At 74.8% G+C, this 15,141-nt stretch carries 16 protein-coding genes; 7 read left to right on the top strand and 9 right to left on the bottom strand.

The genetic code is table 11. The features are described 5' to 3' along the window. The first annotated feature begins 81 nt into the window (after positions 1 to 81). Positions 82 to 786, top strand: a complete 705-nt coding sequence (gene nth, locus FE374_RS02005) for an endonuclease III (protein ID WP_139927004.1) — start codon at positions 82 to 84, stop codon at positions 784 to 786. Between the two features lie 36 nt (positions 787 to 822). Here the strand turns inward: nth and FE374_RS02010 are convergent, their stop codons facing one another. The 6 genes from FE374_RS02010 to FE374_RS02035 all read right to left on the bottom strand — a co-directional run bounded on the left by FE374_RS02010 (position 823) and on the right by FE374_RS02035 (position 7,591). Beyond that, the gene (locus FE374_RS02010) at positions 823 to 1,770 is read right to left on the bottom strand and encodes an alpha/beta fold hydrolase (protein WP_139927005.1); all 948 of its coding nucleotides are present in this window, start codon (positions 1,768 to 1,770) and stop codon (positions 823 to 825) included. Positions 1,771 to 1,799: 29 nt separating this feature from the next. Further along, complete coding sequence (locus FE374_RS02015; protein WP_139927006.1) at positions 1,800 to 2,123, bottom strand: branched-chain amino acid transporter permease; 324 nt, start codon at positions 2,121 to 2,123, stop codon at positions 1,800 to 1,802. Further along, positions 2,116 to 2,856 carry an AzlC family ABC transporter permease gene (locus FE374_RS02020; protein WP_139931239.1) on the bottom strand — a complete coding sequence of 247 codons (741 nt, stop codon included), beginning with the start codon at positions 2,854 to 2,856 and terminating at the stop codon, positions 2,116 to 2,118. Before FE374_RS02020 ends, FE374_RS02015 begins: the two co-directional genes overlap by 8 nt. Positions 2,857 to 3,160: 304 nt before the next feature. Then, the gene (gene acs / locus FE374_RS02025; RefSeq protein ID WP_139927007.1) at positions 3,161 to 5,140 is read right to left on the bottom strand and encodes an acetate--CoA ligase; all 1,980 of its coding nucleotides are present in this window, start codon (positions 5,138 to 5,140) and stop codon (positions 3,161 to 3,163) included. A 249-nt stretch (positions 5,141 to 5,389) separates the two neighbouring features. Next, on the bottom strand, positions 5,390 to 6,505 hold the full coding sequence (locus FE374_RS02030) for a hypothetical protein (protein WP_139927008.1): 1,116 nt from the start codon (positions 6,503 to 6,505) through the stop codon (positions 5,390 to 5,392). 81 nt (positions 6,506 to 6,586) lie between these two features. Continuing rightward, the gene (locus FE374_RS02035; protein WP_139927009.1) at positions 6,587 to 7,591 is read right to left on the bottom strand and encodes a hypothetical protein; all 1,005 of its coding nucleotides are present in this window, start codon (positions 7,589 to 7,591) and stop codon (positions 6,587 to 6,589) included. 191 nt (positions 7,592 to 7,782) lie between these two features. Here FE374_RS02035 and FE374_RS02040 point away from each other — a divergent pair, with 191 nt between their 5' ends. Continuing rightward, entirely contained in the window at positions 7,783 to 8,739 is a 957-nt protein-coding gene (locus tag FE374_RS02040; RefSeq protein ID WP_139927010.1) for a Fic family protein, read from the top strand. A gap of 3 nt (positions 8,740 to 8,742) precedes the next feature. On the opposite strand, the gene FE374_RS02045 is transcribed toward FE374_RS02040, so the two are convergent. Both FE374_RS02045 and FE374_RS02050 read right to left on the bottom strand, forming a co-directional pair. Next, entirely contained in the window at positions 8,743 to 9,543 is an 801-nt protein-coding gene (locus tag FE374_RS02045) for an HAD family hydrolase (protein WP_139927011.1), read from the bottom strand. Between the two features lie 7 nt (positions 9,544 to 9,550). Beyond that, the gene (locus FE374_RS02050) at positions 9,551 to 10,186 is read right to left on the bottom strand and encodes an MBL fold metallo-hydrolase (RefSeq protein ID WP_139927012.1); all 636 of its coding nucleotides are present in this window, start codon (positions 10,184 to 10,186) and stop codon (positions 9,551 to 9,553) included. 135 nt (positions 10,187 to 10,321) lie between these two features. Between FE374_RS02050 and ssd the strand changes: the two genes are divergently transcribed. Genes ssd through FE374_RS02070 form a run of 4 tightly spaced genes read left to right on the top strand, consistent with a single transcriptional unit; the run spans position 10,322 to position 13,903 of the window. Then, positions 10,322 to 11,305 (top strand): septum site-determining protein Ssd, encoded by a 984-nt coding sequence (ssd, locus tag FE374_RS02055; RefSeq protein ID WP_168205542.1) that lies wholly within the window; start codon positions 10,322 to 10,324, stop codon positions 11,303 to 11,305. Continuing rightward, a complete protein-coding gene (locus FE374_RS02060; RefSeq protein WP_139927014.1) occupies positions 11,302 to 12,504 on the top strand; it encodes a TadA family conjugal transfer-associated ATPase in 1,203 nt (400 codons plus the stop codon). The genes ssd and FE374_RS02060 overlap by 4 nt, the downstream gene beginning before the upstream one ends. After that, positions 12,501 to 13,331, top strand: a complete 831-nt coding sequence (locus tag FE374_RS02065; protein WP_139927015.1) for a hypothetical protein — start codon at positions 12,501 to 12,503, stop codon at positions 13,329 to 13,331. The genes FE374_RS02060 and FE374_RS02065 overlap by 4 nt, the downstream gene beginning before the upstream one ends. Before the next feature lie 5 nt (positions 13,332 to 13,336). Then, positions 13,337 to 13,903 (top strand): type II secretion system F family protein, encoded by a 567-nt coding sequence (locus FE374_RS02070; RefSeq protein WP_139927016.1) that lies wholly within the window; start codon positions 13,337 to 13,339, stop codon positions 13,901 to 13,903. 26 nt (positions 13,904 to 13,929) lie between these two features. On the opposite strand, the gene FE374_RS02075 is transcribed toward FE374_RS02070, so the two are convergent. Then, positions 13,930 to 14,391, bottom strand: coding sequence for an Lrp/AsnC family transcriptional regulator (locus tag FE374_RS02075; protein ID WP_139927017.1), 462 nt, complete (start codon positions 14,389 to 14,391; stop codon positions 13,930 to 13,932). Between the two features lie 98 nt (positions 14,392 to 14,489). Between FE374_RS02075 and FE374_RS02080 the strand changes: the two genes are divergently transcribed. Then, positions 14,490 to 15,131: a LysE family translocator gene (locus tag FE374_RS02080; RefSeq protein ID WP_139927018.1), complete on the top strand. Its 642-nt coding sequence runs from the start codon at positions 14,490 to 14,492 to the stop codon at positions 15,129 to 15,131. Positions 15,132 to 15,141: the final 10 nt, after the last annotated feature.

Below are 15,141 nucleotides of genomic sequence, written 5' to 3' on the forward strand. Positions count from 1 at the left end.
CCGCACCCGGGCCCATCCTGCCACCCAGGTGAGCGGGGACACACGCCAACCGGGTGGGCGCGCCGCTCTACGCTGGGCGCCATGACCCCCGCGTCCCGCCGGCCCCGCTCGAAGAAGGCGGCCCGAGAACAGGCCACCGCGGTCGACGCGCTCCTTACCGAGGCATGGCCGGACGCCCGGTGCGAGCTGGACTTCACCTCCCCGCTCGAGCTCCTGGTGGCGACCGTGCTCTCCGCGCAGACCACCGACGTGCGCGTCAACCAGGTCACGCCCATCCTGTTCGCGGCCTACCCGGACGCACCCGCCTATGCCGCCGCCCGCCGGGAGGACCTGGAGGAGATCCTGCGGCCGTTGGGGTTCTTCCGGTCCAAGTCCGCCGCCGTTCAGGGCCTCGGCGCCGCCCTGGTGGCCGACCACGGCGGTGAGGTGCCCGCCACCCTGGAGGAGCTGGTCAGGCTGCCGGGGGTGGGGCGCAAGACGGCGAACGTCGTCCTCGGCAACGCGTTCGGCATCCCGGGCATCACCGTGGACACGCACGTGGGCCGCCTGGCCCGCCGGCTGGGGTGGACGGGGGAGAAGGACCCGGTCAAGGTCGAGGCGCGCATCGCCGAGCTGCTCCCGCCGGAGGAGTGGACGATGGCCTGTCACCGGCTGATCTTCCACGGCCGGCGGGTGTGTCACGCCCGTAAGCCCGCCTGCGGAGCCTGCGTCCTGGCCGAGCTGTGCCCGTCCTACGGCGAGGGCGAGACCGACCCCGAGCGCGCCCAGGCGCTGGTCACCGGCTGAGCCGCGGGCTCAACGGGAGTAGGGCGCCTCGAGGGCTCAGCGGGAGGAGGAGATCTCCCGCCCGTCGGCCGCGTCGTGCTGCGTGGCGAGGAAGGCCAGCAGCAGGTCGGTGACCTCCTCGGGTGCCTCCTCCGGGAGGAAGTGCCCGGCGCCGGCCACCACGTGCTCGCGCAGCGGACCGGTGACGAACTCGGCGTCGCGGGCGAAGGTACGCGCAGGTAGCAGCCGGTCGCTCGCGCCGCGGACGCTGAGCACGGGCACCGTCACCGGTCGGCTGACCGCGGCCAGGTAGCGCCGCCCGTCCGTCCGGGGCGTCGACCGCACCAGCCAGCGGAAGTGCTCCATCGCGCTGTGCGCGGCGAACGGCAGCCCCATCGCCTCGGTGTAGCGCGGCGCCTGCGACGTGGCGCCGTCATTCCCCGGGGCGGACCACTCCCGCAGCAGGTCTGCCACGAGGGTGCCCTCGCGCAGTGCGCGCTCGGGGAACCACGGCACCTGGAAACGGGCGAGGGTGGCCAGCGCCCGCACGGGCATCTTGTTGCCGAGCCGGTGCAGGGGCAGCGGGTGCGGGTTGGCCAGCACGGCGACGGCGCGGGTCAGACCCGGCGCGAAGGACGGCATGGACCACGCGACGGTGCCACCGAAGCCGTGCCCGACGACGACGGCGTCCGCGGCCCCGAGCGAGCGGATCACCCCGGCGACGTCGCGGGCGAAGACGGCGGTCTCATGGCGGCGCGGGGGCTTGTCCGAGCCGCCGAACCCGCGCAGGTCCATCGCCGCCACCCGGTAGCCGGCCTCGGCCAGCGCCGGGATCTGCTGGCGCCACGCCCACCAGAACTGCGGGAAGGCGTGCAGCAGCACCACCAACGGGCGCCGAGAGTCGGCCGGCCCGGCCAGCACCACGTGGAACTGGGCGCCGTTGGCGGGGACGTTGCGGTGCTCCCACGGTCCGGGGACGAGCACACAGCTGGGATCGGCTACCACGTCAGGCACGGTAGCGGGTCACCGGACGATCAGAGGAACGCCAGCGCCACCATGTAGGAGCCGGTGCCGCCGACGATGCTGAGCATCGCGTTGCCCCGCCACAGGTGCAGCCCCGCCGTGACCAGGACACCGATCGCCTCGGGCAGGCCGTGTGGGGCCGTGCTGAGGTCTACGGCCGAGAGCGTGTAGACCACGAGGATGGCCATCACCCCCAACGGCATCGTGCGGCCGAGGAACGTGACCAGCGCGGAGTCGCGCACCCGGCGCAGGGCGAGGAACGGGGCGAGCCGCAGGGCGTAGGTGACCGCGAAGATCACTACCAGAGTGAGCACGATCTGGCCGGGGCTAGGCATCGGGAGCCTCCCTCCGGGCCGCGGCAGGGGTGCCGGTCTGCTGTGAGGCGGTCTGCTCGGCGTTGGTCCGTTTGGCGTCGTTCCCGTGCTCGTCGGTCCCCTGTGCGCCGTCCTTCCGGGCGCCCACGGCGAACCGGGCCCCGAGCACGACGACGAACGCCATCAGCGCGACCACCAGCATTCCGCCGGGCGCCGCCAGCAGGGCCAGGCCGGCGCACGCGAGCGCGACGACGAGCGTGGGCAGGTCGGGAGCGACCCGGAAAGCGTCGATCGTGAGCACCACGAAGAGCGCCGTGAGTGCGAAGCCCAGCCCCTCGGCGTCGAGCCCCAGCTTGGCCCCGAGCAGCGCCCCGGTCGTGGAGCCGGTGAGCCAGTACATGTGGCAGAGGATCTGGGTGGCCAGCACCCGGGTGCCGGTCATGCCGTGCTGCGGCTTGGTGGCCAGCAGCGCGTACGCCTCGTCGGTGAGCATGTGGACGCCCCACAGCCGCCCGACGGCGGAGCGAATCTTCAGCAGCGGGAAGCTCAGGCCGTAGAAGACGTGCCGGAAGTTGACGAAGAACGTGGTGGCGGCGACCTGTGCCAGGCCCACACCGCCGGTGACGAGCCCGATCGCGAGGAACTCCATCGACCCGGCGTAGATGAGGACCGAGAATACCGGCGCCCACCACCAAGCCAGCCCGCTCGTGACGAGCAGGACGCCGAATGCGGCCCCCAGGGGGAGGTACCCCATGCCGACCGCGACCGTGTCCCTGGCAGCCTTCGCGACCTCGCAGCGGCGGTAGGCGCGCAGGCTCGTCGGGTCGGCGGGGATGGACACAGGGTCAGGTTAGGCACCCCGACCCGGGACCCGCTCCCAGGTCCGGCTCGCGGGAGCCCCGCCACCGCCAGAACAACCCCGTTGCCGGCGTCGAGTCCGCGGTGAGAACAGCCTCCCCCGCCTCGGGTGGGAACAACGGTGAGGAAACGACCGCCTGGGCCAGTCGTTTCCTCACCGTTGTGGGCTCGGTGGGCCCACCTCCGCCGTCGAGCGCCGCTCAGCGCTGCATGCCGCGGCTGATCTTGTCCATCACGGTGGAGTCCGCGAGCGTGGTGACGTCCCCGGCCTCGCGGCCCTCGGCGATGTCCCGCAGGAGGCGGCGCATGATCTTGCCCGATCGGGTCTTGGGCAGCTCGGCGACCACGAGGATCGAGCGGGGCTTGGCGATCGGACCGATCTCCTTGGCCACGTGCGCGCGCAGCTCGGCCACGATGTCCTCACCGATCTGCGCGACCCGCTGCTGCTCGTCGGCACGCAGGATGACGAACGCGACGACCGCCTGGCCGGTGGTGTCGTCCTTGGCGCCGACCACCGCGGCCTCGGCCACCACGGGGTGGGACACCAGCGCCGACTCGATCTCCGTTGTCGACAGGCGGTGGCCGGAGACGTTCATGACGTCGTCCACGCGCCCGAGCAGCCAGATGTCGCCGTCGTCGTCCTTCTTGGCGCCGTCGCCGGCGAAGTACATACCCTCGAAGCGGGACCAGTAGGTGTCGTGGAACCGCTGCGGGTCGCCCCAGATGCCCCGCAGCATCGCGGGCCACGGCTCGGTGAGGACCAGGTAGCCGCCGCCGCCGTCCGGCACCGGCTGGCCACGCTCGTCGAGAACCTCGGCGCTGATGCCGGGCAGCGGGGTCTGTGCGGAGCCGGGCTTGGCAGCGGTGATCCCGGGCAGCGGGGAGATCATGATGGCGCCCGTCTCGGTCTGCCACCAGGTGTCCACCACGGGGGTGCGGCCGGCGCCGATGGTCTGCCGGTACCACATCCACGCCTCGGGGTTGATGGGCTCACCGACGGAACCGAGCACCCGCAGCGAGGACAGGTCGTGCCGCTCGGGGAACTCCGCCCCCCACTTCATGCAGGTGCGGATCGCGGTGGGCGCGGTATAGAGGATGGAGACCTTGTACTTCTCCACGATCTCCCACCACCGGTCCTTGTCCGGGGTGTCGGGTGTGCCCTCGTAGATCACCTGGGTGGCGCCGTTGATGAGCGGGCCGTAGGTGACGTAGCTGTGGCCGGTGACCCAGCCGATGTCGGCGGTGCACCAGTACACGTCGGACTCGGCCTTGAGGTCGAAGACGTACTTGTGGGTGAACGCGCACTGCGCCAGGTACCCGCCGGTGGTGTGCAAGATGCCCTTGGGCTGCCCCGTGGTGCCGGAGGTGTAGAGGATGAACAGCGGGTGCTCGGCCTCGACGGGCACCGGCTCGTGCTCGGGGGCGGCGGCGGCCAGGGCGTCCGCCCAGCGCACGTCGCGGCCCTCGGTCCACGGCACATCCTGGCCGGTGCGCTCGACCACGAGCACGTGCTCCACCGGGCCACCCTTGGCCAGGGCCTCGTCGACGGCGGGCTTGAGGGCGCTGGGTTTGCCGCGCCGGTAGCCGCCGTCGGCGGTGATGACCACCCGGGCGTCGGCGTCGACGATGCGGCTGTGCAGGGCCTCGGCGGAGAACCCACCGAAGACCACCGAGTGCGGGGCGCCGAGACGGGCGCAGGCCAGCATCGCGACGACCGCCTCGGGGATCATCGGCAGGTAGATCGCCACCCGGTCACCGGTGCGCACTCCGAGCTCGGCCAGGGCGTTCGCCGCCCGGGAGACCTGGTCCTTCAGGTCGGCGTAGGTCAGGGTGCGGGTGTCGCCAGGCTCGCCCTCGAAGTGGATGGCCACCCGGTCGCCGAGCCCGGCCTCGACGTGCCGGTCGACGGCGTTGTATGCGGCGTTGAGGCGGCCGTCGGCGAACCAGCGCGCCACCGGGGCACCGGAGAAGTCGAGCACCTCCGAGAAGTCGGTCGACCACGTGAGCAGCTCGCGGGCCTGCTCGGCCCAGAAGCCCTCCCGGTCGGCCGCTGCCCGCTCGTACATCTCCGGGCCCGTGTTGGCCCGGCCGGCGAACTCCGCGCTGGGCGGGAACGACCGCCCCTCGTGCAGCAGGTTTTCCAGGCCGCCCTCGCTGGCGGCGGTGTCGTGCTGGGACATCGGGGGCCCTCCGTTGGTTGCGCTGGTCGTCCGAGGCGGCGGCCACGTGTGCCGTGGCTCACAACCTCCCGAGGCAACATAGCGAAGTTGGGCCCGAGGACTACAGCCTGCCCACCTTTGTCTCTGCGGTGCTTGTGGGAGCCGGAGGTGGGGGGCCTTGTCGCGGGACGACGGCGGAGCGTGGGGTGGGCGGGCGACCGGACGACGGCGGAGCGTGGGGGGGCGACCGGACGACGGCGGAGGGTCGGGTCAGCGGGCACCGTGCCGGGCGGCACGGCCGGGCAGGTCGCGCCGGGCGAGCTGACGGCGGGTGCGCTCCTCGCTGCGGCCTTGCCGGCGGGCACCGTGAGAGACGACCCCGAGCAGCACGAGGAACAGCCCGGACGCAGCCAGCCGCCCGCTCTCGAGGTCCGCGACCAGGTGGGTGGCGAGGTTGCCGGCGAGACTGCCACGCCCGTGCAGCTCGTCCAGCGCCGGGCGGAGCAGGTCGCCGGCGTCGACCGGGAAGGCCAGGAACAGTGCGGCGGCGAGGAACGTGACCGCCCCGACGACGATGACACCCGGGGAGGACCACCGGGCGGTGAGGATCACGACCGCGGCGACCAGCAGACCGCACGTCAGCTCGGCCAGGCCCACCGGGTCGAGCGCGCCGGGCGCCGACGCGAGGCGGGCGCCTGCATCGGTCAGGAGGAACCACCCGATCGGCGCCAGGACCACACTGAGCGCCAGACCCCACCAGTGCGCGGCCGTCCGGGAGCGCGGCCGGGCCTGCTCCGCGCCGGCGAGGGCGACGTCGGTGGGGTCGGGGTCATCCAGCCACCGGGCGCGCAGGTGCGGAGCGGGCGGCGCCGCGGGGGAGCCGTTCGCCGGGGCAGGCTCGGGGGAGCCGGCGGCGACGGGGTTCCACCGGCCGGCGCGCGCTCCGGCCTGCTCGACGCCGGCCTGCTCGACGCCGGCCTGCTCGACGCCGGCCTGCTCGACGCCGGCCTGCTCGACGTCGGTCGACCCTCCGGTGGTCGACGCTATGGCCCGCCCGGTGAGGGTCTGTGTGGTGCTGGCCCCGGCGGCCGCGCTACCCAGAACCGTCAACGGCTGGTCAGCGACCCTCGGGGCGTCAGCCCGGTCGCCCGCTCCGGTCACCTCGCCAGCGACCTCGTCGGCACGGGTGGGTTCGTCGAGCAGGCCCAGCAACCGCTGGCGGCGTACCGCGGTCGACTCGAGGTCGTCCCGATCGGTGCCGCCGAGGAGTTCGCGCCGGGTGGGCGCCGCCGCGCCGTCGCCGAGGCCGTCGTCAGCCTGGCCGGTGGCCTCCGCCGGGGCGGTGCCGTCGGCGTCGTCGGGGCGTGCAGGGCTTGACGTGGTCACGCGGGCCTCCTTGGTCCTTGCCACGGTACCCAGACCAGGGCAACGGCCCCCGGGCGCCGCGCCGCAACCGTCGTGCGGCCCTCAGCCGGCCACCGGGACGGCCCGTTCTGCCCGCTCCAGGCGCCGGCCGGTCCGGCGCGCGAAGTGCCCGGCCGCTCCGCCGAGCACCAGCACCAGCCCCAATATCGCCAGTCCGCCGGTGCCGAGCATCGCCACGACGCCGACCGCGCTGTCCAGGCGCAGCATCACGTTGAGCGCCCAGTGCTGCCCGGCGATGGCCAACGCGGCGACCGCGACAGGCAGCAGGTACATCAACCAGCCCGCCAGCTGAGCGCCGAGGGAGGACACGCCCACCAGTGCGAGGACCAGCACGAGCAGCGCGCACGCCAACAGCAAGGACGGCTCCTGCCACGGCTGGCCTCCCCCCTGGACGCCCAGCTCGAGGCTGAGACGGCCAGCGCCGCGGCCGAGCAGGATGATCGTCGCGGGCGACAGGGCCAGGGAGAACACGGCGACGAGCACGTGGGCCCACATCCTCGACGGCGGGGGCAGGGGAGGCGGCGGCGAGGCTGCGGTCTCGTCGTCCTGGTCGAGGACGGTCGGTTCAGGCGCCGCGTCCGCCTGCTCCTGGTGTCGCCCCGCTCGACGGGCGAGGTGCGCGCCCAGTGCCGCGCCCAGAAGCGCGGCGCCGACCGCCAGCAGGACGCCGCTGAACGCGAGCACGGACACCGCCGATCGCAGCTCGAGCGGCCCCGGAGCGGTGAGCAGCGGCCTGGTGAGCGCGCCGCCCACCAGGCCCGGGAGGAAGGCCCACAGCCCGGCCACCACCAGTGCCAGGCTCGAGGCGAACGCCGCGGTGGCAGCGATGCCGGCGAGGAGGACGGTGCCGAGGGCCAGCCACGGCCAGCCTCCGAGCGGTACCTCTCCGGCGGGGCTGGCCATGAGCTCCTGGGCGCCGTGGGCGAGGGAGACGATGGCCGGCGGGGCGAGCACCAGACCGACGAAGGCGCCGACGATGTGCGCACCTCTCCGGGAGGGAGGCTCGCCGACCTGGCTCAGCGGTGTGTCCGGCTGCGCAGCGCTCACCGCATGCTCCCCACTCCTCGGCTCAGATCTCCGTCAGTGTTCCACGGGACGGTGACGTTCCACGGGACGGTCACACGGCAGGCGGGGATGCCGCGGACGGCCGTCCCTCGCCGGCTGCGGGAGGGGCCGCCCGCCGTCCTGCCGTGGGCCGCGCGCGCGGGGCCGTCGTCCGCCCTCCGTACCCTGGCGCCATGACCGACGTGCACACCGCCCTGGCGGCGCTCACCCAGCTCGACGGTGTCACGGAGGCGGCCGACCGGGCCCGTGAGGCGAGCGCGGCGCTGCGCTGGCACGAGGGGCTGCGCCGGCGCTGGCGGGAGGCGCGGGCGGAGACGGCGGTGCGCTCCGCCGTCGCCGATGCCGCGCTGGCGGGCGCACGGGTGGAGTCCGGCTGGCTGCGCGCCCAGGTGGCCTCCGGCGCCGCGCGCACCATGCACGCCGCGTCCGACCGGCCCGCGAGCTCGACATCTGACCGCTCCGCAGACGACCGGCCCGCGGACGGGCCACCGACCGGCCCCGGCGAGGCTCTCGCGCTCGCGGCGTGGCGCGGTCAGGCGCACGTTGGCGAGCTGCTCGGCGACCTCGGTGGCCGCGGCACCGCGCCGGCGGTCCCGGCCGCCGAGCTTCTCGCCGGGCTGCACCGCGACCTCACCGCGCACCTGGCCCTTGCCGGCGCGGTGCCGGATGCGGCCGTGGGACGGCCCCGCAGCGCGGACCAGCGGCCTCGTGAACCGGGGCCCGACGGAATCGACGGGGCGCCGGTCGGTGAGGAGCTCGAGGTGCGCCTGGCGGCGCTGCGTGCCGTGCTCGAGGCCCGGGACGCGCCCGCGCTGGCCCGGGTCGCGGTGGCCCACGCCGAGATCGTCACGCTACGACCGTTCCTGGTCGGCAACGGCCAGCTCGGCCGCGTCGTCGCGCGGCTCCTCGCGGTCCGCTCCGGGCTCGAGCCCACCGGGGTGGCGGTGCTCGACACCTACGCGGCCGCCGATCCGGGGCGGTACCGGCGGGCACTCGCCGGGTACGCCTCCGGGACCCCGGCGGGGGTGGCCGCCTGGCTGACGTTCCAGGCGGACGCCGTCGTCGCCGGTTGTCAGGCGGGTGCGGAGGTGGCGACGGCGGTGCTCGCCGGCCGCGTCCAGCCCCGCTGACCCTCAGTGGGCCCGGTGCGCCCGCCGCAGGACCGTCGCCCCGGCGGCGACGAGCCCGACGACAACGGCGCTCCCCGCACCGACCCGCAGGGGCCGGGTCCACCACGTGCGCAAGGGCACAGGACGTGCGAAGTGGTGCACCGGCCAGCCGCGCGCCACCGCGGTGCGGCGCAGCGCCCGATCGGGGTTGACGGCCACCGGGTGGCCGACCGCCTCGAGCATCGGTAGGTCCGTCACCGAGTCGGAGTAAGCGGCGCAGGCGGCCAGGTCGTACCCCCGCTGCGCGGCGAGGGCACGGATGGCGTCCGCCTTCGCGGGGCCAAAGACGTAGCGCGCGACGCGGCCCGTGAAGTGCCCGTCGACCACCTCCATGGCCGAGGCGATGACCTCGTCCGCGCCGAGCATCGCCGCGATGGGGCGCACCACGTCCTCGGCCGACGCCGAGACGACGACCACGTCCGCGCCGTCGTCGTGGTGGCGCTGAATGAGCTCGACCGCCTCCCGGTAGACGCGGGGCTGGACGAACGTGCTGAGCGCCCCCTCCACGACCTTGCGGAAACGGGGCTCCTCCCAGCCGTCGACCATGAGGGACAGCTGCTCGCGCACCCGCTCGCTGCGCCGCCGGTCAGCGCCCACGAGCACGTAGCCCAGCTGCGCCGCGGCAGAGCGCAGCAGGTCCGCCCGGGTGAGCAGGCCGGCGGCGAGCAGCGGCCGGGCGAGCGTGACCGATGAGGCGGTGGACAGCACGGTCTTGTCCAGGTCGAAGAACGCCGCTCTGGGAGCGCTCGCAGGCTCCGCGCTCATGGCCCGGTCACACCTCCGTCGGCGCGCCCGGCTCCAGCGGGCGGAACGTGGTGCCCTCCGGCATGAAGTCTGCGAGCACCGCGTACACCAGCCGGGTGGTTGCCATCGCCCGCTCGTGGATCGGCACCGCCACCCGTGGGCGCACCGACCGCACGTAGTCCACCGACTCCGCCGCCTTCAGCCACGGCCCGCTGGTGGGTACCGCCAGCACGTCGACGGGCCGGCCCGGGTCAGCGAAGGAGTCGCCGGGATGGACGAACGCGCCGTCGTCGATCATGTAGCCGGCGTTGGTGCAGCCGGGCCGGTCGGCGTAGATGACGGCGTGGGTGCCGCCGATGACGTCGATCGTCGCGCCCGCGACCGTGAGGTGCTCACCGGGCGTGACGACGTGCGCGTCGATGCCGTGATCCGCGAGCAGCGGCGCGGTGTCCGGGTCGCACAGCACACGCGCCCCCGGGTTCGCGCCGACGAGGCCGGGCAGCCGCGCCGGGTCGGCGTGGTCGGGGTGCTGGTGGGTGAGGAGGATGGCGTCGAGGTCGCGCAGCGACTCGAAACCCTCCGCGTAGGTGCCGGGATCGAGCAGCAGACGTGCTGTGCCGGTCTCCAGCAGCACGCACGCGTGGCCGAGGTGGGTGATCCGCATGGCCACACTGTCGCAGAGGACCGTCCGCCGCGTCCCTCGACCGGTGCGTCCCGGTTCTCCACAACCCGTGAGCGCGCCCAGGACCTGCCGGCCCACCCTGGTCCCAGGGGGTGGGCGATGTACCGGGAACATCAGGTGGCACTGCACGGCGCGGACGACACCGTCGCGGCGCAGGTGCGGCGCCTCGCGGAGCTCGCCGGGACCGAGGTGGTGGTCGTCCCGGCCGGGGAGGAGGTCGCCGCGGCGCTGGTGCTGACCGAGGTCGGTGGGCCGGGGCGGCTGCGGGTGCGGGTGGACCCGGCCCGGCTCGCCACCATGCCCGACGGCGCGGCGGCGCCCGCCGTCGTCGTGCTCCCCGGCGAGGCGGAGGTGCTCCTCGACCTCATGGTGGCCGTCGGTGCGCGGCACCGGGCGCACACCGTCGGGGTCGTCGGCGCGCACGGCGGAGCCGGCGCGTCCGTACTGGCCGCCACGCTCGCCCGCGCTGCCGCAGGGGCCGGCTCGGCCACCGCGGTGGTGGACATGGACCCCGCGGGCGGCGGGCTCGACGTCCTGCTCGGGGTCGAGCACGACCCCGGCCAGCGGTGGGCCGACCTCGGCTCCGAGACGGGCGCGATCCTGCCACAGCGCCTCGCCCTCGCCCTGCCCGAGTGGCACCTCGTGCGGGTGCTCTCCGGGGACCGGCGCGGCGGCGCGCCCCTGGACCGCGTGGCACGCTCGGCGGTCCGCGCGCTCGGCCAGGGCCACGACGTCGTCGTGCTCGACCTGCCCCGCCAGGTCCTGGCCGCCGGGCCCGCCGGGGACCTGTGGCTGCGGTGGTGCGCGGACGTGGTGCTGCTCGGGCGCAGCGGGGTGCGCGGCGGGGCGGCGGTGCTCGCGGCGGCCCCGCTGCTCGTCGCCCACGGCCGGGCCCACCTGGTCATGCGTGCGGCGGCGGGCGAGGGCGGGGACGCCGCCGAGCTGGCCGAGGCGGCCGGCCTGCCGCTGGCGGCGACCATGCGAGACGAACGTGCCCTCGCGGCGGGCATCGAGCAGGGCCTGAGCCCGGGCGACCAGCGCCGCGGGCACCTGCGCACCGCCGCCCGCGGGCTCGTGGCCCGGCTGGGGCTGGGGCCGTGAGCGCCCCCGACCTCTCCCAGGTGCGCTCCGCGCTGGCACGGGGCGCCTCGGTGCCCGAGGCGCTCGGCAACGGCCTGGGCACCACCAGCCTGCTGCGGCTGGACGCCGCGGTGCGGGTCGAGCTGCGCGGCGCCGGACCGCTCATCCAGCCGCTGCTCGACGACCCCGCGGTCACCGACGTGCTGGTCAACGGTGCCGACGGGGTGTGGGTGGACCGCGGGCGTGGCCTCGAGCGCGTCCGCGCGAGCGGTGCCCTCGCCGACGCCGCCGCCGTCCGGGCCCTGGCCACCCGGCTCGCCGCGGCGTGCGGGCAGCGCCTGGACGATGCCAGCCCGGTGGTGGACGGGTCGCTTCCGGACGGCACGCGCCTGCACGCCGTGCTCCCGCCGCTGTCGGCGGGCGGCACCCTCATCTCGCTGCGCACCCACCGCACCCGCACCTTCACCCTCGCCGAGCTGGTGGCCTGCGGCACCGTGCCCGCCGCCGCCGAAGCGGTGCTGCGCGGGCTCGTGGCCGCCCGGGCGAACGTGCTCGTCTCCGGAGCGACCGGGTCGGGCAAGACGACCCTTCTGGCCTCGCTGCTGTCCCTGGTGCGGGCCGACGAGCGGATCGTGTGCATCGAGGAGTCCGCCGAGCTGCGCCCGGCGCACCCCCACGTGGTGCATCTGCAGGTCCGCCGGGCCAACGTCCAGCGCGTGGGGGAGGTCCCGCTCAGCGACCTCGTGCGCGCCGCCATGCGCATGCGGCCCGACCGGCTCGTGCTCGGGGAGTGCCGCGGCGCGGAGGTGCGCGACGTGCTCGGTGCCCTGAACACCGGGCACGACGGCGGCTGGGCCACCGTGCACGCCAACGCCACGGCCGACGTCCCGGCGCGGCTGGTGGCGCTGGGGGCGCTGGCGGGGATGGACACCGCCACCGTGGCCGCCCAGGCCGTCAGCGCCGTGGACGCCGTGCTCCACCTGCGCCGCACCGGCGGCGTGCGGCGCCTGGTCGAGATCGGGGTGCTGAGCCGGGCCGGCGGGGAGCTGGTGTGCACGCCAGCACTCACAGTCGACGGTGTTGGGGCTGTGCACACGGGCCCCGGCTGGGAGCGACTGGCTCGCCGGCTCGGCACGAAGGATCAGCCGGACGGCGGCGCGGGCCTCAAGCCGGACGGCGCGTCCCGGTCCCCCGGCCGCCACACAGCAGGATCGCCATGACAGCCGCGGCCGCCGTCGCGGTGCTGGTGGCCGCGGCCACCTGGCTGCTGCTGGCTCCCGCGCGAAGCTCACGGTCCCGCACGCCCGGCCCCGGCTGGGCAGCCGGGCGGTGGCGCGTCCGCCCGAGCTCGCGCCACCCGGCTCAGCCGGACCTGGACCTCGGGGTGCTCGTCACGGAGGTGGCCACCCGGCTGCGCACGGGGGTGACGGTCGAGAAGGCGTGGGCCGAGACCTTCGCCCGGATGGGGCTGGAGGAGCGCGACCGGGCTGGACCTGTCCTGGGCGACGGCGGGGTGCCAGTGACGCTCGAACGCCTCGCCGTCACCTCCTCCCGCGCCCCCACCCGCACCCGCGAGATGTCATCTCCTCGGCGAGATGTCATCGCGCCTCCCAGCGGGCGGGCGGGCGGCCGCGGCCGACGGTGGCGCGTCACGGGCCGTAGCCGCACGGCGCTCAGCACGGCGGCGCTCGCCGCCCTCCCCGGTGCGCTCGCGGCCTGCCGGCTCACCCACGAGCTCGGTGCACCGCTCGCGCAGGTGCTCGAGCGGTGCGCGCAGGGACTCACCGAGGCGGGCCACGCCCGCACCGCTCGCGCCGTTGCGCTGGCCGGTCCACGGGCCACCGCTCGGCTGCTCGGGTGGCTGCCGCTGCTGGGCCTCGGCCTGGGGATCGCCGTCGGGGCGGACCCGCTGGCAGTGCTGTTGGACGGTCGCGGCGGGACCGCTTGCCTGGTGCTCGGGCTCGCACTCATGGTGGCCGGGCGCCGCTGGGTGGCGGCCCTGGACCGGGCCGCGTCGTCGGCCGCCGACCTGGGCGGCGCCCGGTGATCCTCATGGTGCTCGCGCTGCTGAGTGTGCTGCCGTGGGCGCTGCCAGGCCGCGCGGCCCTCGTCCGGCGGACCCGTGCCCGCACCGCACGGGACGCACGGGCGGCGGCCATCCGCGTCCCGCCGGGGGTCGACGTCGCCGTCCTGCTCGATCTCGCCGACGCGGCGCTCGGCGCGGGGGCCTCCGTGCCCGGCACCCTCCAGGCGATCGGCCGCGCCGTGGACCCGATGGGCACGGCGCCGGCGGGCGCCGTCGGACCCGCCCTACGGCAGGCGGGATCGGCTCTACTCCTTGGCGCGCCGTGGGCCGAGGCCTGGGCGATGACGCCGCCCGGGCTGCGTCCTCTCGTCGACGCCCTCGAGCCGGCCTGGCAGGACGGCGCCGCGCCGGGACCGCTGCTGCGCCGCGCCGCGGCTGCCGTTCGGGCCGACCGTCAGCAGCACGCCCAGGAGGCGGCCGCGCGGCTCGGCGTGCGCCTCGTGCTGCCCCTGGGACTGTGCTTCCTCCCTGCGTTCGTGCTCCTGGGCATCGTGCCTGTCGTCCTCGCCGCGGGCGGGGGGCTGCTCGGGTGAGTGAGCGGCAGGCGATGCGGATGCCGTCATCGTGGCCGGGTCGGGTACGGACGGTCGGTGACGAGGTTCTTCATGACGAGGGTGGAGTTGAGGCGCTGCACCCCGGGAAGTGTGGACAGCACGTCGTCCTCCAGCTGGGCGTACGCATCGAGGTCCGCGGTCCGTACTCGCAGCAGATAGTCGGGGTCACCGAAGAGGCGCTGGGCCTGCAGCACGTTCGGCACGTTCCGGACCGCAGCCTCGAAGGCCATGAGCGTCTCCCGGTCCTCCTGGCGCATCGTGACGAAGACCAACGCCTCGAAGCCAAGCCCGAGGGGAACCGGGTCGATGACCGCGCGGTAGCCGAGGATCGCACCCCCGCGTTCCAGGTCACGCACCCGACGATGGGTCGGAGACAGCGTGAGTCCCACCCGGGACGCCAGATCGGTGAGGCTGATTCGCCCCTCCTCCTGCAGCACCGCAAGAATCTCCCGGTCAAGATCATCCATGCAGTGAATTCTGCCCGTAAATGCGGCTTCGGGCGAGGATTTGCGGAGCACCTTGCGGCAGTTCCTCCGTAGCCTTCCGAAGGACGGAAGGGGGCGTGATGGAACCGGCAGCACTCGCGATGTTCAGCGGCATCGCAGCGGCGATGGTGGCGGTCCCCGGTCCGGATTGGGTGTTCGTGCTTGCGGCCGGCACCCGGAACCGTGTCGTCCTACCGGCGGTGACCGGGTTGATGATCGGCTATGCGCTCATCACCACGGCGGTCGCGCTCGGCGTCGGCCCCGTGGTCGCCGCGCAGCCGGTCATCTTGACGACGCTGTCGATCGCCGGCGCCGGGTACCTGGCGTATCTCGGCATCGGCATTCTCAGGTCCGCGCGCACCGCGGCGCCCGCAGGTGCCGCCGCCCACGACACTCCTTGTTGGGGGGCGTTCATCCGCCGAGGAATCGGCGTGACGGCCCTGAACCCCAAGGCACTGCTGCTCTTCCTGGCGATCCTTCCGCAGTTCGCGCGTCCCTCTGCCCCCTGGCCGATGCCGGCACAGCTTGCCGTGCTGGGAGCTGTGTTCATCGCGTTCGCGGCCGTGTTCTACACGATGCTCGGCTACCTCGCAGACCGCGTCTTCGGCCCACGCCCGCGCCTGAACGCCATCATCTCGCGAGTCGCCGGCATCGCGATGCTCGCCGTCGGGGCGCTCATGCTGGGAGAACAGGCAATTCACGCCTGGCCGGGGAACGCCTGACCCGGCGCAG

Origin of the sequence: Georgenia yuyongxinii (genome assembly GCF_006352065.1) — a bacterium.
Taxonomy (GTDB): domain Bacteria; phylum Actinomycetota; class Actinomycetes; order Actinomycetales; family Actinomycetaceae; genus Georgenia; species Georgenia yuyongxinii.